Below are 20408 nucleotides of genomic sequence, written 5' to 3' on the forward strand. Positions count from 1 at the left end.
CGGATCATCATCTCCACCGGCGTGACACCAGCATCGGGGTGCCAGGACGCTGCGACTTCACGTCCGCCAAGAGCCGTTCGTCCGCACGTCATCAGACGTGCTGCGGCCCATCGGCGGCCATCGCCTCCCCACCTCGCGTGTCGTGACGATCGCGATACGCCCCTCGTGTCGAGGCGGGATGACGAGAGGGAAGCATGAATTCTGGAAAATAGAAACGAGAATATTTTCGTCGGCAGGACTGGACAGTGAGTCGGACATTGAACGGATTGAGGAAATCAGTGTCTTGGCGCACGCCCTCGCGATGCGCTTCGATCGCAGCAAGGCACCGGAGGCGGGCTCTCCGCTATTCCGCACGCCAGCTGATTCGCCCGACGGGTCGGCTAGGATGATGCTCGACGTGGTGCCCAATGATTGGAACAATGCCGACAATCCCCAATGACGAACCATCGGTCTGACCCTGCGTCAGCCAGAGAAGAAAGCAAGCAATGTTACTCTCCCATCTCTACGACGAAGCGCTCGTCTATGCGACAAGGCTGCACCGGACCCAATTGAGAAAGGGCAGCAACGTGCCCTACATCGCGCATCTGCTGAGCGTCTCCAGCCGCGTGCTGTCGGCGGGCGGCAGCGAGGTGCAGGCTATCGCGGGACTGTTGCATGACGCCGCCGAGGACCAGGGCGGGCAGGCCACGCTGGATGAGATCCGCCGGCGTTTTGGCGATCGCGTCGCCGGGATCGTCGCGGACTGCACGGATTCCTGGGGCGATCCGAGGCCGGCCTGGCGCCCGCGGAAGGAAGCCTATCTCGCCCGGCTGCCGCTCAAGCCGGCGTCATCGCTGCTGGTCTCGCTCGCTGACAAGGTTGACAACGCGGAAGCGATCGCGAGCGACCTTGATGAGGTGGGCGACGTCGTGTGGCAACGCTTCACCGGTGGAAGGGATGGGACGATCTGGTATTACCGCACGCTGAGCCGGATTTTCGATGAGGCTCTGCCCGGACCGTTGGCGCGGCAACTTGCGCGGACCGTCGGTGCTTTTCCCTCCTGACCAGATCGGGCAAGGCGCTTGCCCGCCTCGCACCGGATTCGATGATGACAACCTCAGGGCGATCAGCTATAGAGCCGGCCATGATCACCGTCGCTTCCCATCGTTTTGGTCGCATCACGCACCGTAGCTCGCTGGCGGCGGGAGGATCGCGCTCAATCTGACGATTTGCAGCAAATGATCCGATCAGCCGCCAGAACCTGGCGGCTTTTTTTGTTGCCGGCAGGTTCTTCATTTGAAGGGGAGCCCGCCATGCCGAGCACGACCGACGATCCGAGGGGCAGCGCCATCGAGGAGCGAACTCCGCTCCATCATGTGCTGCGTTTCCAGGAACTCGACGAGCGGCGCCGTGGTCCCTCGGCGAGCCATCCCATCTCGCCCAAGCCCGGCGCCGAGATCTACTACTTGGCGCGACCGGCGCCTGATCAAAGCTGCGCCGAGCTGCAGCCAGTGTCATTGCTGCGGCTCTGGTGGAAGCGCTGGCGCGAGCGCGGTCGCTTCGCCCGGGAGTTGCCGTGGATCGCCGACGAGGTGCTGCAGGACTACGGCCTGACACGCGACGAGGCGCGGCGGCTGTGCCGGCGCCCGTTCTGGCGCGCATGAGAGCGACGCGGCGGAACGCAGGTTCTGCCACGGATCCTACTTGCCCAGCTTCTCGGAGAAGAACCTGACGACCTGGGCGTCAAACTCTCGGTGAAACGCCGCGCGGTCGAAATCCGCAGGCGTATCAGCACAGATGCGCGGGACGGCGGCCGCGAGCTCCGCGGAGCACGGCGCGAGGAAAGCAAAATGCGCGGCGGGCACGGTGTGGACCTCGGGCGTGCCGGGAAGGCTCGCGGTTACGCGGGCGGTCCCTTCCGGATCGACCCCGTTGCCGCCGAGCTCCGAGCGCCAGACCTGGAGGGGAATCTTGATGCTCGCGAGATTTGCTCGCGTGAATCCGACCGTGTGGGCGGCGTCGGCCAGCACGGCCGCCTTGATCCTCTCGTCGTGCGGCCAGCTTCTGGGAAACTCGCCATTGCGGACCTGCTCGCAGAACGGGTTCTGTTGCGTGCAGTAGTGCGCCACCCTTTGAAAGTCCGGGTCGACGCCGGCGAGAACGGTTCCGGTGTAGCCACCGCGCGAAAAGCCGAAGAAGCCGATACGGTCCGGATCAATCGCGGCTCTGCTTGTCCAATCGTTCAACATGAAATCGATCAGATGCATCATGTCCTGCGGCCGTGAGAGCCAGACCGACAGGCTGTCGCGCTGCGCCAGGTCGCCGACACTGTCGCCGGGATGGTTGATCGCCGCGACGATGAATCCCGCGTCCGCCAGCGCTTCCGCAACATCGTGGTTTCCACCGATCCAGCCGCCGCGCCCGTGGGACATGACGACCAATGGCAGCTTCGTGCCCTTGATTGGACAATTCTTTACCCCGGGCAGTGTCTCCAGCCCTGGGATCGCGAGGCTTCCAACCGGCACCCTACCGGCGTCTGCGGCGCAAGGCGTCCAGATGATGCCGTGGAATCCATGATCGACCTCCAAGAGCTGCAAGCCAGCGGCGTGGGCGGAGGAGGTCAGGAGGAGGAGCGGCAGCGCGAGAGTGGCGAAGGTCCGATGAAGCAAGACGGTCTCCTCACGTTGAACTACGAAATAGCGTGTACCCGCGAAAGTTGTGCCAACTGGACCGCCCGTTCCGCCCAATGACCGGCCGTCGAACCGGAGTGGACAATCCATCGGCAGATCACCTCGGGTGCCATAGGGTCTGTCGTGCCGACCATCTTTGCGTTCACCACCAGCTCGTGCCTCCGATGACAAGATGATTTGATCAAGCCGTCGAGGTTCTGCGGTAACTCCCAAACGTTAGCTTCAGTCCCGGCCAGTGCGGGCGCGCCGTGCCCACCATTCCGAATGCGCGGCTGACATGGCGGCAGTCCGGGCACCTTACGGGCGGCGCTTTGCCTAGCTGTCTGCAGCCTATTGCGTGAACACTTCCCGGCGGAGGCTCGCCAGTATATATTGCCTGCATGACAACATTGCTTGACAGGGCTTTTGACGTCGCACGCCAGCTTCCGGCCGAAGAGCAGGATGAGCTGGTGCGGGTACTGTTACGGTTGACTGGATACGACGAAGCTTGCGTTGAGCTGACTCCTGCCGACCTTGCTTCGCTGGAAGAATCGCTGCGCCAAGCAGATCAAGGGCGGTTCGCGACCGAAGAGGAAATCAAGGCCATATGGGCCAAGCACGGTCTCTGAAGCTTCGCTTCACGACTCGCGCAGCGAACGAGCTTGAGAGCGTACTCGATTATATCGCATCGCATCGCATTCGCCAGGCGGCGCAAGGCGCGTTCACATGCGGATCAAGTCCGTCTTTGACATGTTGGTTGATTGTCCTAAGGCAGGTGCTCAATCGACCCATCCGGGCCTGCGCAGATTGATTGTCAATCCTTATCCTTACCTCATCTACTACGAAGTTACTGCCGACGAGGTGGTCATTCACAGTGTGCGTCACACGGCGCGCAATCCGGATGAGTTCGGTTAGGGGCGGAATGAAGATTGAACATCTGGTCATTGCGAGGCGCTGTCGCGCCGGAGCAATCCAATGTCTTGAAGCGCGAAAGTCTTGGATCGCGTCGCTGCGCTCGGGATGACGATGGGGCGAGAGCTGCGCTCATGACGAGCAACTAAGTTCGCGGCCGGCGTGGCCGTTTCACCGGATGCAGCCGTGGCGCGCGGGCGACGCGCGGACGGAGGCGGGTGGCGGCGGCGCGCTTGGGCTTGGCAGCGACCTGTGGCCGGGCCAGCTCCATCAGCAGGCGCAGGGCTTCCAGCACCGAGCGCGTGCGCACAGTGCTGCGGCCGATGGCGCCAAAACGGTGCTCGCGGTGGGTGATGCGGCCGTCGCGGGCGGCGACGGCGAAATGGACGAGGCCGACCGGCTTGCCGGGGGTGGCGCCGCCGGGGCCGGCGATGCCGGTGATGGCCACCGCGAGATCGACATCGGCGCGTTCGAGCGCGCCAACCGCCATCTGGATCGCGGTCTCCTTGGAGACCGCGCCGAAGGTCTGCAAGGTCGAAGCCTCGACGCCGAGCATCGCGCGCTTGGCCTCGTTCGAGTAGGTGACGAAGCCGCGGTCGATGACATCAGAGGAGCCGGGGATGTCGGTCAGCGCTGCGGCGACCAGGCCGCCGGTGCAGGACTCGGCGGTCGCGATCATCAGCTTGCGCGACCGGCACAGGTCGAGCAGCGAGCGGGCCAGCGCGCTGGTAGAGCCGATTTGACGTTCGCTGGCCATGGCTGCGTTGTCCTCATCCGACCGTCAGATCGAAAGCTCCACGAGCGGTGACAGGGTGGTGCGCCTCTAGGCGCTCCACGGCAGACGGATCGTCGCGCTCGCCGTCGCTGCGATGCCTTCCTCGCGGCCGGTGAAGCCGAGCCTCTCGCTGGTGGTGGCCTTCACCGCGATGCGCGAGATGTCGACGCCGGTGATCTCGGCGATGCGGGCGCGCATCTGGTCGCGCAGGGGGCCGATCTTCGGGCGTTCGCAGATCATCGTGACCTCGAGATTGGCGACGCGGCCGCCACGCGCGGTCACGCGCTCGATGGCGTATTTCAGGAACTGGTCGGAGGAGGCGCCTTTCCACTTCATGTCGGAGGGCGGGAAGTGCGAGCCGATGTCGCCATCGGCCAGGGCGCCCAAAATTGCATCAACCAGAGCGTGCAGACCGACGTCGCCGTCGGAGTGGGCAAGGAACCCCTTGCTATGCGGCACACGCAGGCCGCACAGCCAGACATGGTCGCCTTCGCCGAAGGCGTGGACGTCGTAGCCGGTGCCAGTCCGGATGTCGCCGAGCTGCGCGGCAAGGCGCGCTTCCTCGCGCACGAAATCTTCCGGTGTGGTGAGCTTCATGTTGGCAACATCGCCCTCAAAGGTCGCGACGGTCAATCCCGCCCATTCGGCGATCGCCGCATCATCTGTGAACTCGGTGAGGCCGTCGCGCGCGGCGCGGCGGTGTGCCTCCAGGATCGTGTCGAACTTGAAGGTCTGCGGCGTCTGGGCGATGCGCAGCTTCGCGCGCTCCGGTGTCGCGGTGATGTCGCCGCCCGTGCCGACTTCCTTGATGGTGTCGGTGACCGGCACCACAGGAATCGCCGCACCGGTCTTGCCGGCCGCTCGAATCGCGCGCGAGATCACGGCGGGCGTGACGAACGGACGCGCGGCATCGTGGATCAGCACGATGTCGGGCTTGTGCGGCGCCAGCGCTTCCAGGCCTGCGAGCACCGAGGCCTGGCGCGTCGCACCGCCATGCGCTGGGACCTCGTGGCGCAGGCCGAAGACGGCTGCGTTGAAGATGTCGATGTCGTCGGGGTTCACCACCGGCTGGACCACCGCCACCTCGGGGTGATCGGCGAAGGCGGCGAGCGCGCGATGGATGACCGTGCGGCCGCCGATCATGCGGTATTGCTTCGGACCGCCGGCGCCGGCCCGCAGGCCACGTCCGGCCGCGACGAGAATGGCTGCAGTCCGCTGAGAAGTCGTCATGGGAACAGGGTATCGATGCAAAGGGAGATGATGGGTTCGCGGCTTCTTACATCTGCAGAACATGTTAAGCGAGCAGGATCACACGTTGTCTGAGCGGCAACTGCGATCGCGATGCACGTGCCGGGAGGCGCCGTGGCCTCGAGCGGGCCGATCGCCCGCCGCCTGTGGGCATCCTCGCTGAGCCATGCAAAAATCCGGCGGCTCACGGGTTTACCATGACTGCCGAACAAGCATATTTTGCTGCACTGCACTTGAAATGCTGATTGTCTTGGCTAAAGTGTAGGCATGACGCTTGACTGCCCAAGATTTGTGCTTGAGAGTACAGCGCAGACGCGATGATGCGTCCGAAGAGCTTTAAGAGTCGTTCGTGACCGGTCCGGCCAATACACACGCCAAAGCCTTGAAGATAGGCGACGTTTCACTCGCCAACCGGGCCATTCTCGCGCCGATGTCGGGCATCACCGACGCGCCGTTCCGCCGACTCGCGGCCGAGCTCGGCGCCGGGCTGGTGGTGTCCGAGATGACCGCGAGCGACGATCTCGTGCGCGGGCGGTGGATATCCAGGTTGCGCTGCGAGGCGAGCGGCGTCGGGTCGCATGTGGTGCAGCTCGCCGGCTGCGAGGCGCATTGGATGGCCGAGGGCGCGAGGGTCGCCGAGGAGGGCGGCGCTGATATCATCGACATCAACATGGGCTGCCCGGCGCGCCATGTCACCGGCGGCCAGTCCGGCTCGGCCCTGATGCGTGATCTCGATCATGCGCTGACCCTGATCGAGGCGACGGTCGAGGCCGTCGATGTGCCCGTGACGCTGAAGATGCGGCTCGGCTGGGACGAGGGCAGCCTCAATGCACCGGAGCTGGCGCGCCGCGCCGAAGCCGCGGGCGTGCAGCTGATCACCGTGCACGGCCGCACGCGGCAGCAGTTCTACAAGGGCGACGCCGACTGGAGCGCGGTGCGCGCGGTGAAGGATGCCGTCGATCTGCCGGTCGTCGTCAACGGCGACATCACCACCTACGAAGACGCGCGCGAGGCGCTCGATACGTCCGGCGCCGATGCCGTGATGATCGGGCGCGGCGCGCAAGGACAGCCCTGGCTTCCCGGCCAGATCGGCCGCCGGCTCGACGGCGGTGCGGAAGAGGGCGCGCCCGAACTGGCTCAGCAGCTCAGTCTTCTCACAGCGCTCTATGACGAGATCTGCCGTCACTATGGCGCGCGTGTCGGCCTGCGCCACGCCCGCAAGCATCTCAGCTGGGGGCTCGACGTCGCCGCCCAGCACGCCCAGGCGCCGGCCGAAAAACGGAAGGCATGGCGCGAAAAGATCCTGACGTCCGAGCAGCCATCCCAGGTGCATCGGGCGCTGCGTGAGGCTTTCGACGATTTTGCCTGGAGTGCAGCCGCATGAGCTCAGCCGCAGAACAGCGCAAGCGACTTCCGTCGGATGGCGACGCCATCCTCAACGCTTTGCCGAATCCGGTCCTCGTCATCGGCCCGGATGGCATGATCGTGGACGCCAACATGGCGGCGGAATCCTTCTTCGATTCCTCGACGCAGTTTTTGCAGCGGCAGTCGCTGAAGAAGCTGGTGCCGTTCGGCAGCCCCTTGCTGGCGCTGATCGACCAGGTCCGTACCACCAGCGCGCCGGTCAACGAGTACAAGGTCGATCTGGGCACGCCGCGCACCGGCGCCGATCGGCTCGTCGACCTGCACGTCGCGCCGCTGCCGGAGCGCCCCGGCCATATCGTGGTGATGCTGCAGGAGCGCACCATCGCCGACAAGATGGACCGCCAGCTCACGCATCGCAGCGCTGCGCGCTCGGTGATCGCGCTGGCCGCGATGCTCGCGCACGAGATCAAGAACCCGCTGTCGGGCATCCGCGGCGCCGCGCAGCTTTTGGAGCAGCAGGCCTCCTCTGAGGACCGCATGCTGACCCGGCTGATCTGCGACGAGGCCGACCGCATCGTCACTTTGGTCGACCGCATGGAGGTGTTCGGCGACGACCGCCCGGTGGCGCGCGGGCCCGTGAACATCCATTCCGTGCTCGATCACGTGAAGCGGCTGGCGCAGTCGGGCTTTGCCCGCAACATCCGCTTCGTCGAGGATTACGATCCGTCGCTGCCGCCGGTGCTCGCCAACCAGGATCAACTGATCCAGGTGTTCCTGAACCTGGTCAAGAATGCCGCGGAAGCGGTCGTCGATCTCGGCTCGGATGCCGAGATCCAGCTCACCACGGCCTTCCGCCCGGGCGTGCGCCTGTCGGTGCCCGGCAAGAAATCGCGGGTGTCGCTGCCGCTGGAGTTCTGCGTCAGGGACAACGGCCCCGGCGTGCCGGAAGACCTGATGCCCAATCTGTTCGATCCGTTCGTGACCACCAAGCCGACCGGAAGCGGCCTCGGACTTGCATTGGTCGCGAAGATCGTCGGCGACCATGGCGGGATCATCGAGTGCGAGTCGCAGCCGCGCAAGACGACCTTCCGGGTGCTGATGCCGATGTACAGCGCAACCAGACAACCAGACCACGGCCATCGCGATGACGTTTCGGGGACGCCGTTGCATGCCTCACAGGGATCAAATTGAGGACCACCTATGCCTGCAGGTAGCATTCTCGTTGCCGACGACGATACGGCCATCCGCACGGTCCTGAACCAGGCGCTGTCACGCGCCGGCTATGAGGTGCGGCTGACCGGCAACGCCGCCACGCTGTGGCGCTGGGTGAGCCAGGGCGAGGGCGATCTCGTCATCACCGACGTGGTGATGCCGGACGAGAACGCGTTCGACCTGCTGCCGCGGATCAAGAAGATGCGGCCGAACCTGCCGGTCATCGTGATGAGCGCGCAGAACACCTTCATGACCGCCATCAAGGCGTCGGAGCGCGGCGCCTATGAGTATCTGCCGAAGCCGTTCGACCTGAAGGAGCTGATCGCGATCGTCGGCCGTGCCTTGGCCGAGCCGAAGGAGCGTGCGGCGAGCCAGCCCGACGACGGCGAGTTCGAATCGATCCCTCTGGTCGGCCGCTCGCCGGCGATGCAGGACATCTACCGCGTGCTGGCGCGACTGATGCAGACCGACCTCACGGTGATGATCTCCGGCGAGAGCGGCACCGGCAAGGAGCTGGTGGCGCGCGCGCTGCACGATTACGGCAAGCGCCGCAACGGCCCGTTCGTTGCGGTCAACATGGCGGCGATCCCGCGCGACCTAATCGAGTCGGAACTGTTCGGCCATGAGCGCGGCGCCTTCACTGGCGCCAACACCCGAGCGTCCGGCCGTTTCGAGCAGGCCGAGGGCGGCACGCTGTTCCTGGACGAGATCGGCGACATGCCGATGGAGGCGCAGACGCGGCTCTTACGCGTGTTGCAGCAGGGCGAGTACACCACCGTCGGCGGCCGCACCCCGATCAAGACCGACGTGCGCATCGTCGCCGCCTCCAACAAGGACCTGCGCATCCTGATCCAGCAGGGGCTGTTCCGCGAGGATCTGTTCTTCCGCCTCAACGTCGTGCCGCTGCGGCTGCCGCCGCTGCGCGAGCGCATCGAGGACCTGCCGGACCTCGTCCGCCACTTCTTCGCGCTGGCCGAGAAGGACGGGCTGCCGCCGAAGAAGCTCGATGCTGCGGCGCTGGAGCGGCTCAAGCAGCACCGCTGGCCGGGCAACGTCCGCGAGCTGGAGAATCTCGCCCGGCGTTTGGCCGCGCTGTATCCGCAGGACGTGATCACTGCCTCGGTGATCGATGGCGAGCTGGCGCCGCCGGCGGTGACCACCGGCTCGAACACGCCGACCTCGATCGACAATCTCGGCGGTGCCGTGGAGGCCTATCTGTCCTCGCACTTCCAGGGCTTTCCCAACGGCGTGCCGCCGCCGGGGCTGTACCACCGCATCCTCAAGGAGATCGAGATTCCGCTGCTGACGGCAGCGCTGGCGGCGACGCGCGGCAACCAGATCCGCGCGGCCGATCTGCTCGGCCTCAACCGCAACACGCTGCGGAAGAAGATTCGCGACCTCGACATTCAGGTGTACCGCAGCGGCGCTTGATGGTGATCTGATACCTTTCCGGCGGGCTCTGGCCCGCCTCAGGTGAGAATTAATGTAGACAAATCCGCGACGCGCTCCGGCGCCGCGGATTTGTCGCAATTTGGCAACAGCGTGGTAGGAATGCATCAGTCCGATTCCCGGACATGCCGCGTTCAGCATCACCCACCTTGCCGGAATGACCAGCGCAGAGACATCGGCCACCCCCTTCGATTCGTCGTCCACCGAGGGCCGGCGCTGGACTTGGCGCACCTGGCTGGCGCCGGTGGCGGTGGCGCTCGCGCTGCTGTCGGCCTTCCTCACCTTCATCGTGCTGGTCGGGCTGACCCCGGTCGAGCCGACGACCGACGTCGTCAAAACCTTCTACCTGATCGACGCCGGAACGATCCTGGTCCTGGTCGGGATCATCATCCGCGAGGTCTGGCAGGTGGTGCAGGCCCGCCGGCGCGGCCGGGCGGCGGCGCGGCTGCACGTCCAGATCGTCAGCCTGTTCTCGGTGATCGCGGTATTGCCGGCGGTGCTGGTCGCGGTGGCGGCCAACGTCACCATCGATCGCGGCCTCGACCGGCTGTTCTCCGGACCAGCGAAAGTCGCGATCCAGAACTCGCTGACCATCGCGCGCGCCTACATGCAGGAGCACGCGCAGTTCATCCGCGGCGACATCATCGGCATGGCCACCGACATCGCGCGCGCCAGGCCGCTGTTCGACCAGGACCGCGCGAGCTTCCGCGAGCTGCTGACTGCCAGCGCGGCCTCGCGCAACTTGCCGGGCGCGATGATCATCGACAAGAACACCAACCCGATCGTCTGGGCCGAGACCGGCGGGGTGCAACTCGCCTATTCGCCGCCGGCGCCCGAGTTCCTCAACAATGTCCGGGAGGAGGAGCCCGAGATCGCGGTCCTGCCGGAGTCGAACTACGTCGCCGCGGTGATCCGGCTGCGCGCGTTCAACGACACCTTCCTCTACGTCGCGCGTCCGCTCGATCCGCAGGTCGTCGAGCAGCTCAAGCAGACCGAGCTGTCGGTCGCCGAATACGCCCAGGTCGAGGCGCGCCGTTTCGGCATCCAGATCGCCTTCGCGCTGATGTTCGCGGTGATCGCACTGACCATCCTGATGGCCTCGGTGCTGATCGGGCTGAACTTCGCCAACTGGCTGGTGGCGCCGATCCGGCAATTGATGAATGCCGCCAACACCGTGTCGACCGGCGATCTCAACGTCCAGGTCCCGGTGCATCGCTCGGAGGGCGATCTCGCCCAGCTCGGCCAGACCTTCAACAAGATGACGCAGGAGCTGCGCACGCAGCGCGATGAGCTGGTCAGCGCCAGCGAGCTGATCGACAGCCGGCGCCGCTTCATCGAGGCGGTGCTGTCGTCGGCCTCCGCCGGCATCATCGGCGTCGATGCCTCGGGCAGCGTCGGCATCCTCAACCGCTCGGCCGAGAAGCTGATCGGACATGCCGAGCAGGAGGTGCTGGATCATCCGCTCTCCGACGTGCTGCCCGAGCTCGACGACATGATGAAGACGGCGCGCGAGGGCAAGCAGCGGCTGGTGCAGGGGCAGATCACGATCCAGCGCGACGGCCACGAGCGCAATCTGTCGGTTCGCGTCACCGCCGAGCAGACCAACCAGGCGCGCGACAGCTACATCATCACGCTGGACGACATCACCGAGCTGGTCTCGGCGCAGCGCACGTCCGCCTGGGGCGACGTCGCGCGCCGCATCGCGCACGAGATCAAGAATCCGCTGACGCCGATTCAACTCTCGGCTGAGCGCATCCGCCGCAAATTCGGCAAGGTCATCACCGAGGACAAGGCGGTATTTGAGCAATGTACCGAGACGATCGTGCGGCAGGTCGACGACATCAGGCGAATGGTCGACGAGTTCTCGCGATTCGCGCGGATGCCGAAGCCGGTGATGGAAGGCGAGGACGTCGCCGACACCGTGCGGCAGGCCGTGTTCCTGATGAAGGTCGCGCATCCCGAGATCGACATCGAGACCGAGATCAAGCAGGACCCGTTGCGCGCGCAGTTCGACCGCCGCCTGATCTCGCAGGCGCTGACCAACATCATCAAGAACGCCACCGAGGCGATCGAGGTGGTGCCCGAGGCGGAGCTCGGCAAAGGCCGAATCGATGTCGTCGCCTCGCGCGAGGGTGAGGACGTGCTGATCGACGTCATCGACAACGGCATCGGTCTGCCGAAGGTGGCGCGGCAGCGGCTGCTCGAGCCCTATGTCACGACGCGCGCCAAGGGCACCGGCCTCGGGCTCGCCATCGTCGGCCGCGTGCTGGAAGACCATGGCGGCAAGCTCGAGCTGAAGGACGCGTCCGATTTCCGTCCCGGCCAGCGCGGCGCCTGGATGCGACTGCGCTTTGCCGTCTCCGGCCAGGCCGCGAAGACGGGCGCGAAGGAGCAGGCGGGGGCGTCTGACAATGCGCAGAAGACCGAGGCCGGCGGCGAAACCGCTGACACAGTTAAAACGACCAATGATGAACCAAAAATCCAAGCCGCAACCGGCAGCTGACGAGACAGGCGTGACCCATGGCGAGTGATATTCTGATTGTCGACGATGAAGCCGATATCCGGGAGCTGGTCGCCGGCATCCTGGATGACGAAGGCTTCACGACGCGAACCGCGCGCGACAGCGATTCGGCGCTCGCGGAGATCACGAGCCGCCGTCCCAACCTGGTGTTCCTGGACATCTGGCTGCAGGGCTCCAAGCTCGACGGTCTGCAGCTCCTCGAGCAGATCAAGAAGGACCATCCCGACCTTCCGGTCGTGATGATCTCCGGCCACGGCAACATCGAAACGGCGGTCGCCGCGATCAAGCGCGGCGCCTATGACTTCATCGAGAAGCCGTTCAAGTCCGACCGGCTGATTCTGGTAGCGACGCGTGCGCTGGAGAATTCCCGGCTAAAGCGCGAGGTGCGCGAGCTCAAGCAGCTGGCGCCGACCGCGAGCAGCATGACCGGCCGCTCGCCATCGATGAACCAGTTGCGCCAGACCATCGAGCGCGCCGCCAAGGCCAACAGCCGCATCCTGATCGTCGGCCCGCCGGGCTCGGGCAAGGAGCTTGCCGCGCGTTCGTTGCACGCTCAGTCGCCGCGCTCCGAGGGCCCGTTCGTCGTCATCAACGCCGCCGCGATCACGCCGGAGCGGATGGAGGAGGAGCTGTTCGGCATCGAGCAGTCGAACGGCGAGCAGTCGCGCAAGACCGGCGCGCTCGAGGAGGCCCATGGCGGCACGCTGTTTGTCGACGAGATCGCCGACATGCCGCGCGAGACGCAGAACAAGATCCTGCGCGTGCTGGTCGACCAGACGTTCCAGCGCGCCGGCGGCACCACCAAGGTGCACGTCGACGTGCGCATCATCTCCTCGACCGCACGGAATCTCGAGGAGGAGATTGCCGCCGGGCGTTTCCGCGAGGACCTCTATCACCGTCTGTCGGTGGTGCCGATCCGGGTTCCGCCGCTGTCGGAGCGCCGCGAGGACATTCCCGAGCTGATCGACTATTTCATGGAGCAGATTTCGGCCACGACCGGCCTGCCAAAGCGGCAGATCGGCCAGGACGCCATGGCCGTGCTGCAGTCGCATGTGTGGCCCGGCAACGTCCGTCAGCTTCGCAACAACGTCGAGCGTGTCATGATTCTGGCCGCCGGTGGACCGGAGGTGATCATCACCGCCGACATGCTGCCGCCGGATGTGGGATCGATGGTGCCGGCGATGCCGACCAGCAACAATGGCGAGCACATCATGGGCCTGCCGCTGCGCGAGGCACGCGAGGTGTTCGAGCGCGACTATCTGATCGCCCAGATCAGCCGCTTCTCGGGCAACATCTCGCGCACGGCCGAGTTCGTGGGCATGGAGCGGTCGGCCCTGCATCGCAAGCTGAAGGCGCTCGGCGTCGGCTGAGGCTCCAGCTCGGCCAAACCTGCCGACTGGACGAATTTACATTGGAAAATTCGTCCATTTCCGGAATTTTACGGATGAATCCGGCTCTTTTGGAACCGGCTTCCTTGCAAGCGGCTTGCCTAATATGCTCGCCTGTCTTCTAATCCGGCATCCCGTGGTCCCTCGAGGGGGATCTCAATGGACCATGGGCCACCTCGATGAATCCGGGGCCTGCGATCGGGACATCGAAGGTTCAATAAGAAAAAGCACAAGACTGCGAGACAATAACAATGGCGGCAGACCGCGCACAAAACCTACAAGACACCTTTCTAAACCATGTCCGCAAAACCAAGACGCCGCTCACGATCTTCCTGGTCAATGGCGTGAAGCTGCAGGGGATTGTCACATGGTTCGACAATTTCTGCCTGCTGCTCCGGCGCGACGGTCACTCGCAGCTCGTCTACAAGCATGCGATCTCCACCATCATGCCAGGCGCGCCGATCCAGTTGTTCGAAGGCGGCGAGGACGCGTCTGCGTGAGTGTGACCTGACGTGAGAGTGACCTGATTGGAACCCCGCGATCGCGAAGGGACCATCGGCCTGTCGAGGCCGGATGACAATAAGGGGACCGGGCTCGTCATCGTGGTCGGCCCCTACTTGCGAGCGCGCCGCGGCGACGATGGCGCGCAAGCAGGCCAATCCGACATGCGTGATTTCGAGGCGCGGATCGACGAGGCGGCGGGCCTCGCGCGGGCCATCGACCTGACCGTGGCCGAGGCCATTCTCACGCCGATCGGGCAGATCCGCCCCGCGACCTATCTCGGCAAGGGCAAGGTCGAAGAGATTGCCGGCGTGATCGCCGGCCATGGCGTCGAGCTGGTGGTGATGGATTGCGCGCTCTCGCCGATCCAGCAGCGAAACCTCGAGAAGGCCTGGAACACCAAGGTGCTCGACCGCACCGGCTTGATCCTGGAGATCTTCGGCCGCCGCGCCAAGACGAAGGAGGGTGCGCTGCAGGTCGAGCTCGCGCATCTCAACTATCAGCGCAGCCGCCTGGTGCGGTCCTGGACCCATCTCGAACGCCAGCGCGGCGGTTTCGGCTTCATGGGCGGTCCCGGCGAGACCCAGATCGAGGCCGACCGCCGGCTGATCGGCGACCGCATCACGCGGCTCGAGAACGAGCTGAAGAAGGTCCAGGCGACGCGGCGGCTGCATCGCGCCGGACGCCAGCGCGTGCCGTATCGCGTCGTGGCGCTGGTCGGCTACACCAATGCCGGCAAGTCGACGCTGTTCAATCGCCTGACGCGCGCCGACGTCCAGGCCGCCGACATGCTGTTCGCGACGCTCGATCCGACCTTGCGCGCGATCACGCTGCCGCATGGCGGCAAGGCGATGCTGTCGGACACCGTGGGCTTCATCTCCAACCTGCCGACGCAGCTCGTCGCCGCCTTCCGCGCCACGCTCGAGGAGGTGCTGGAGGCCGACGTGATCCTGCACGTCCGCGACATGTCGCACGAGGATGCCGAGGCGCAGCAGCACGATGTCGAGCTGGTGCTCAGCCAGCTCGGCATCGATCCCGAGGCCACCGACACCATCATCGAGGTCTGGAACAAGATCGATCGCCTCGACGAGGCGGCGCGCGAGAACCTCGCCAACATCGCCGCACGGCGGCCACCGGAGCGCCCGTGCCTGCTGGTCTCGGCCCAGACCGGGGAGGGCGTCGACGCGCTCCTGCAGACGATCGAGGACCGGCTCGCGGCGGCGCGGACGACGCTCGATCTCACCATCGATGCGGCCGACGGCGCCGGCATCTCCTGGCTGCATCGCAACGCCGAAGTGCTGGCCAAGGAGCTGCACGAGGGCCACTACGACATGACCGTGCGCGTCGATGCCACCAAGCGCGACATCGTGGTCGAGCGCTATCACGGCGTGCCCCGCGTGGCGTGAGCCTCGCGCGACGTCGTTTGCCTCTCGTGCAGGATGACATGCATCGCTGCGCCTATCCATCTGGCTACAAGGGCGTGATGTCGACGTGCAGCACGGCGGCTCGGCCGTCACCGAGGGCGGCGAGGCAGCGCTCGATCGCCGCATCGAGCTTGTCGGGATCGTCGACCCGCTCGCCATGGGCGCCGAATGCGCAGGCGATGTCGGCGAGACGACGCTGCTCGCCCTGGCGCCCGGTGCTGAGCCTAGAGAGGAAGGAGTCCGTGCGCTGTGCGGCGCCGTCCGGATAGACGCGCTGCACCGATGCCTTCACCGCCTGCCATCCGTTGTTGTCGAGGATCACGGTCAGGATCGGGAGCTGGCACTGCTGCGATAAGGCGTAGACGGAGTCCGGCGCGGCGAAATGATAGGCGCCGTCGCCGACGATCTGCACCACTCGCGCTGAGGGATTGGCGAGCTTGAGTCCGAGCGCCATGCCGCCGCTGAAGCCGAGGCCGCCGCCGGCCAGGCCCACATAGGTCATCGGCTTGGTGCGGCGAAGCTGCTGTTGCAGGATTGGCGCGTTGCGGACCGCCTCGTTGAGGACGATGTCGTCCTCCGACAGCAGCGCCTGCAACCGCGCAAACAAATAGGCCGGGTTGATCGCTCCGATCCGGCCCTTCTGTGCCGCCGCGGATATCCGTTTCGCCTGCGCGGCCTCGCGTGCGGGCTGCCAGCTCGCGATCCGGTCGCGCACTCTCGTGAGATAGGCGTCGTCGCCACGGGCAACGATGATCTCCAGCACCTGACGAAGAATGACGGCCGAATCGCCCTGAATACGGAGGTCGGTGGCAAATCCCCACATCGGGATGTCCGCCTTCAGGGCGTCGATATCGATCTGGATCCAGCGCAGCCGATCGGCGGCCTTCAGCATCTGCGGAATGAATGGCACGTCGATGTCGATGAGCAGCCCGAGATCGGCGCCGGCGACCAGCGCGGCCGGGTCGGAGCCGGCAAAGCAAGGGGAGTCCTGGCAGATGTTCATCGTGACGGGGTTGAACTCCGCGACACGGATTCCGCAGACCAGCGCCAGCCGCTCCAGCACAGAGACGGCCTCGGCGCTGCGTCCGAGATAAGCGGTCAGCGCGATCGGATTCTCCGCCTTCATCAGCGCGTCCGCGATGGCACGCGCGCGCTCCGGCTCGATCCCTCCCGCCTTGACGCTGCCACGGCGCGCGGGCGGGTAGGCCGGCATCGCCGCCTCGTCCCAGGTCTCGGCGAGGGTCTCGCGCGGCAGCATCATGTAGACCGGGCCGGGCGGATCGCTGTGCATGAACGCGGCAGCGCGGGCGACCGCCTCCTTGACGACGACACCCGACGGCAGCGTGTATTCCCATTTGACATAAGGACGCACGATGCTGCCCTGATCGAAACTCTCCTGCACGAAGTGGACGTAGGTGTCACGTCCTCCCGGCAGCTCGCCATGCATCGCGAACGGAGCCCGCCCTGCAAACAGCAGCACCGGCAGCCGGTAGCGAAAGGCGTTCTGAATCGCCATGCACGCATTCGCCGTGCCGGCATCGACATGGACGAACACGGCCTGGCCGCGGCCGGTCGCGCTCGCATAGCCCATTGCCATGTGCACCGCGACCACCTCGTGGGGACACAGGATCACCTCGGGGTGCCGTCGACCTTCGCTGTCCCAGCGTGCAATCTCCTCGACTAGCGAGACATGATCGGTGCCGAGATTGGCGAAGATGTAGTCGATGCCGATCTCGACGAGCGCCTCGAGGAAGTAATGCGCGGTGGTGTGGCGGGTCATGGCGCGACGACGCGGGTCAGGGCGACGACGGCATCGTCACGGCGCATGCTCTGACTTGCCTGTCCACGCAGGCGATCGACCAGGTCGTTGGGCTCGAGCGGTGCGGCCAAGCCGCGCCAGGCAATGTGCGAGTCCGGCCGCAGCACGAGCAGGCTGTCCGGGAATCCATAGCCGGCCTTTGCGCGCTCGACGTCGACGAGCGTCAAGGGAACGCCCTGGCGGGCCGCGGCGTCGACCAATGGCATGACATCGACGGCCGGATCGAACCGCACCAGCGTGTAGGCCGGGCCAAGCGCATCCAGCAGCGATCGGCCATCGGCCAGCCAGACGTGCGGCGCGCGTGCGCCGGGCACTGTGGACGCGCTGAAATGGCCCATGCCGTAGGGCGGCGGCGTCTCGCCATCGTATGAGATCGCCGGAGACCGGTCGTAGTAGTAGCCGAAATTCAAGCCGGCGCAGCAATATTGCTGCACGTTGAGATCATAGGCGGCCTTGCCGACCTTGCTGCGCGCCGCGTCGCCGACGGGGCCATCGATCTCCACCTCCGCAGGCACGGCGCGTCTCTGGCTCATCACCGCGAGCGCGTGGTTCATCGCGAAGTGCGACACCTGCTCGGTGATCGGCTGCCGCTCCGCTTCGTACGCGTCGAGCAGGGCAGGGGTGGCCCAGTCGTGGAGGACGCCGCCAAGCATCCAGCACAGGTCGACCGCATCGGCGATCCCTGCATTCATGCCGTAGCCGGCATAGGGGATCCACAGATGCGCCGCATCACCGCAGATGAAGGCGCGGCGATCGCGGAAGCGATCCGCCACCAGGCGACGTCCGATCCAGTCCTCCTTGCTGATGATCTCATACTGGAAACGGTCGTCGACACCGAGAATGGTGCGCAGTGCCCAATCGCGATCGACACTGTCGAACTCGAGCTCCTCGGCCGCGAGGTGGTTGTGGATCAGCCAGTTGTCGCGGCCGTCGATGGAGACGGTGGTGCCGCAGCGCCGCGGGTTGAGCGACATCGTCATCCAGGCCGGCTTCTGGGTGATCAGCTCCTTCAGCGCAGGAGCGTGGATGTAGGTCGACTGCACCCGCTGCACGACATCGGTGCCGCTGAGCCGTGAGCCGATGAGCTTGCGCACCGTGGAGCGGCCACCGTCGCAGCCAATCAGATAGTCGGCTGAGATGGTGATGTCCCGGCCGGCGTCGAGATCGCGCGCCCGCGCGATCACGCCGTTTTCATCCTGGTCGAACCGATCGACCTGGACGCGGTTGAGAATCGTGATGCCGCGTTGCGCCTCTGCGCAAGCGAACAGGATCGGCTCGAGATAGATCTGATTGATGCGATGGGGCGGCTCGGGCGTCGGCCAATCGGTGTCCGGCCCACCGGTTGCCGTGTAGCGGTCCTGGCGGCATGGGATCGGGATGCGCGTCAGCTCGCGGCCGACGACGGCGGTGCGATAGGCGCAGTCGTTTGGAAAATCAGCCGGCAGGCCGCCTTCGCGCACCTCGCGGACGATGCCGAGGCGGCGGAACACCTCCATCGAGCGCGCGGAGACGTGGTTGCATTTCACGTTGGGCGGCTCTCCGGCGCGCCTGATCTCCGCGACCACGACGTCGATGCCGCGCGAGGCGAGATCCATGGCGGCGGTCAGTCCGACCGGGCCGGCGCCCACGATGAGCACCTGGGTTCGTATCGTCTTCATGTCGGTTCTCTTGCTTTGATCTACGCGCGCTCGGGCGTGGAGAGCGCACTGCGTTGCGCATCGTCGGCGCTCGGAAGACTGCCGCGCATGCCGAGGACCGCGAGGCCGAGGATCACCAGCGCCGAGAACAGTTGCGGTACCGCGCTGGCCTGAAACAGCGAGGAGACGTCCCATTTCGCCGCGAGCATCAACCCGCCGATCGTGACGCCGAGGATCGAGCCGAAGCGGCCGATGCCCAGTGCCCAGCCGATGCCGGTGCCGCGGATGTAGGTCGGATAGATGCGCGCCGCGTAGGCGTTGCAGCCGATCTGTCCGCCGATCACCGCGACGCCGGCAATGAAGACGGCCGGCACGAGAATCGGCAACGAGGCTCCCGCGATCCCGATGGTGATGATCGAGAGGAAGCCGGCAACGTAGGTCGCGAACAGGACGCGATCGAAGCCGAACTTTTCGATCAGCAGGCCGAGCCCGACGGTGCCGAGCATGCCGCCGAGCTGGAAGGCGATGCCGACGGCGATCGCCGCCTGGACGTCGAGCCCGACACCATGTGTGAGCGTCGGCAGCCAGCTGTTGAGGAAATAGATGTCCATCATGTTCATGAAGAACATGACCCACAGCAGCAAGGTCGGCAGCAGGCGCCGCTTGGTGAACAGCTGTGGCAGCAGAAAGCCTTTGCCGCTCTCCTCGATGATCGTAAAGCGCGCGTCGGCGGGCAGGCGGTCCGACGGATCGATCCGCGTCAGCAGCGCGCGCACGCGATCATTCTTGTTGTCGTCGAGGGCCAGCAGCGAGAGCGATTCCGGCAGCCAGATAATGAGGACGGGACAGAGGATGAGCGGCAGAATGCCGCCGATGAGAAAGATGATCTGCCAGCCATAGGCGGTGATGAGCTTGGCCGCGACCGCTCCGCCGATCGCCGATCCCAGCGACACCGTCATGAACATCAGCATGATCAACAGGGTCCTGCGACGCTGCGGCGAATATTCGCCGGTCAGAGCGATCGTGTTGGGCAGGACGCCGCCGAGCCCGAGGCCGGTGAGGAACCGAATGATGACGAGGTCGGATACGCTCGTGGCCTGGGTGGTCGCCAGCGATCCAAGCGCGAACACGAGAACCCCGGCGACGACGAGCCATTTGCGCCCGAGATAGTCGGCCAGGGCGCCGAACACCAGCGAGCCGATCATCACGCCGAACAGGGACGCGCCAAACACCGGTCCCAGGGCGCCCGGCGCCAGATGCAGGTCCTTGCTGAGGGCAGGGGCGACGAAGCCGAGCGCCTGGGCATCGAAGCCGTCGAGCCCGACGACCAACGCGCACAGGCAGATCACCCTGATCTGGAATCCCGACAGCGGCCGCTCGTCGACGTAGCGCGTGAGATTGATCGCTTGCGTCAAATGTCCCTCCCCATGTGCTTGTTATTGCCTGGCCGCTTCACCGCAGCCGCCGGCTGTTTGCAAATATGTTGCATGATCAAACTCTTTCGATTAG

At 65.6% G+C, this 20408-nt stretch carries 18 protein-coding genes; 12 read left to right on the plus strand and 6 right to left on the minus strand.

The annotated features are described in order from the left end of the window. Nucleotides 1–178 precede the first annotated feature (178 nt). From QX121_RS01675 to QX121_RS01685, 3 genes are all read left to right on the plus strand, one after another. A complete protein-coding gene (locus tag QX121_RS01675) occupies nt 179–439 on the plus strand; it encodes a hypothetical protein (protein WP_315738021.1) in 261 nt (86 codons plus the stop codon). Nucleotides 440–485: 46 nt separating this feature from the next. After that, entirely contained in the window at nt 486–1043 is a 558-nt protein-coding gene (locus tag QX121_RS01680; RefSeq protein WP_315811000.1) for an HD domain-containing protein, read from the plus strand. 249 nt (nt 1044–1292) lie between these two features. Further along, the gene (locus tag QX121_RS01685; protein ID WP_315738019.1) at nt 1293–1643 is read left to right on the plus strand and encodes a DUF1127 domain-containing protein; all 351 of its coding nucleotides are present in this window, start codon (nt 1293–1295) and stop codon (nt 1641–1643) included. A gap of 36 nt (nt 1644–1679) precedes the next feature. Here the strand turns inward: QX121_RS01685 and QX121_RS01690 are convergent, their stop codons facing one another. Then, a complete protein-coding gene (locus tag QX121_RS01690; protein ID WP_315811001.1) occupies nt 1680–2648 on the minus strand; it encodes an alpha/beta hydrolase family protein in 969 nt (322 codons plus the stop codon). Nucleotides 2649–3049: 401 nt separating this feature from the next. On the opposite strand from QX121_RS01690, the gene QX121_RS01695 reads away from it, so the two are divergent. Next, nucleotides 3050–3277, plus strand: a complete 228-nt coding sequence (locus tag QX121_RS01695; protein ID WP_315811002.1) for a hypothetical protein — start codon at nt 3050–3052, stop codon at nt 3275–3277. Nucleotides 3278–3374: 97 nt separating this feature from the next. Beyond that, entirely contained in the window at nt 3375–3563 is a 189-nt protein-coding gene (locus tag QX121_RS01700; RefSeq protein WP_315811003.1) for a type II toxin-antitoxin system RelE/ParE family toxin, read from the plus strand. A 142-nt stretch (nt 3564–3705) separates the two neighbouring features. Here the strand turns inward: QX121_RS01700 and QX121_RS01705 are convergent, their stop codons facing one another. After that, entirely contained in the window at nt 3706–4317 is a 612-nt protein-coding gene (locus QX121_RS01705) for a CinA family protein (RefSeq protein WP_315774796.1), read from the minus strand. A 66-nt stretch (nt 4318–4383) separates the two neighbouring features. Further along, the gene (locus QX121_RS01710; protein ID WP_315811004.1) at nt 4384–5565 is read right to left on the minus strand and encodes a bifunctional 2-C-methyl-D-erythritol 4-phosphate cytidylyltransferase/2-C-methyl-D-erythritol 2,4-cyclodiphosphate synthase; all 1182 of its coding nucleotides are present in this window, start codon (nt 5563–5565) and stop codon (nt 4384–4386) included. A 448-nt stretch (nt 5566–6013) separates the two neighbouring features. Between QX121_RS01710 and dusB the strand changes: the two genes are divergently transcribed. The 7 genes from dusB to hflX all read left to right on the plus strand — a co-directional run bounded on the left by dusB (nt 6014) and on the right by hflX (nt 15425). Then, the gene (dusB, locus tag QX121_RS01715) at nt 6014–6967 is read left to right on the plus strand and encodes a tRNA dihydrouridine synthase DusB (protein ID WP_315811130.1); all 954 of its coding nucleotides are present in this window, start codon (nt 6014–6016) and stop codon (nt 6965–6967) included. Then, complete coding sequence (locus QX121_RS01720; protein WP_315774795.1) at nt 6964–8139, plus strand: nitrogen regulation protein NR(II); 1176 nt, start codon at nt 6964–6966, stop codon at nt 8137–8139. The genes dusB and QX121_RS01720 overlap by 4 nt, the downstream gene beginning before the upstream one ends. Before the next feature lie 9 nt (nt 8140–8148). Further along, nucleotides 8149–9591, plus strand: coding sequence for a nitrogen regulation protein NR(I) (gene ntrC / locus QX121_RS01725; protein WP_315711890.1), 1443 nt, complete (start codon nt 8149–8151; stop codon nt 9589–9591). Between the two features lie 175 nt (nt 9592–9766). Further along, nucleotides 9767–12112, plus strand: coding sequence for a PAS domain-containing sensor histidine kinase (locus tag QX121_RS01730; RefSeq protein WP_315811005.1), 2346 nt, complete (start codon nt 9767–9769; stop codon nt 12110–12112). A 17-nt stretch (nt 12113–12129) separates the two neighbouring features. Continuing rightward, nucleotides 12130–13500, plus strand: a complete 1371-nt coding sequence (locus QX121_RS01735; RefSeq protein ID WP_315738011.1) for a sigma-54 dependent transcriptional regulator — start codon at nt 12130–12132, stop codon at nt 13498–13500. Nucleotides 13501–13769: 269 nt separating this feature from the next. Then, on the plus strand, nt 13770–14018 hold the full coding sequence (gene hfq, locus QX121_RS01740; protein ID WP_006613906.1) for an RNA chaperone Hfq: 249 nt from the start codon (nt 13770–13772) through the stop codon (nt 14016–14018). A 27-nt stretch (nt 14019–14045) separates the two neighbouring features. Continuing rightward, on the plus strand, nt 14046–15425 hold the full coding sequence (hflX, locus tag QX121_RS01745) for a GTPase HflX (RefSeq protein ID WP_315738010.1): 1380 nt from the start codon (nt 14046–14048) through the stop codon (nt 15423–15425). A gap of 64 nt (nt 15426–15489) precedes the next feature. Here the strand turns inward: hflX and QX121_RS01750 are convergent, their stop codons facing one another. From QX121_RS01750 to QX121_RS01760, 3 genes are read right to left on the minus strand one after another with little or no spacing between them, the layout of a single operon-like run. Beyond that, entirely contained in the window at nt 15490–17223 is a 1734-nt protein-coding gene (locus QX121_RS01750) for a thiamine pyrophosphate-requiring protein (protein ID WP_315811006.1), read from the minus strand. Next, nucleotides 17220–18920, minus strand: a complete 1701-nt coding sequence (locus tag QX121_RS01755; protein WP_315811007.1) for an FAD-dependent oxidoreductase — start codon at nt 18918–18920, stop codon at nt 17220–17222. Before QX121_RS01755 ends, QX121_RS01750 begins: the two co-directional genes overlap by 4 nt. A gap of 20 nt (nt 18921–18940) precedes the next feature. Continuing rightward, nucleotides 18941–20314 (minus strand): MFS transporter, encoded by a 1374-nt coding sequence (locus QX121_RS01760; protein WP_315811008.1) that lies wholly within the window; start codon nt 20312–20314, stop codon nt 18941–18943. Nucleotides 20315–20408 lie beyond the last annotated feature (94 nt).

Source organism: Bradyrhizobium sp. SZCCHNR2028 (assembly GCF_032380995.1).
GTDB lineage: Bacteria > Pseudomonadota > Alphaproteobacteria > Rhizobiales > Xanthobacteraceae > Bradyrhizobium.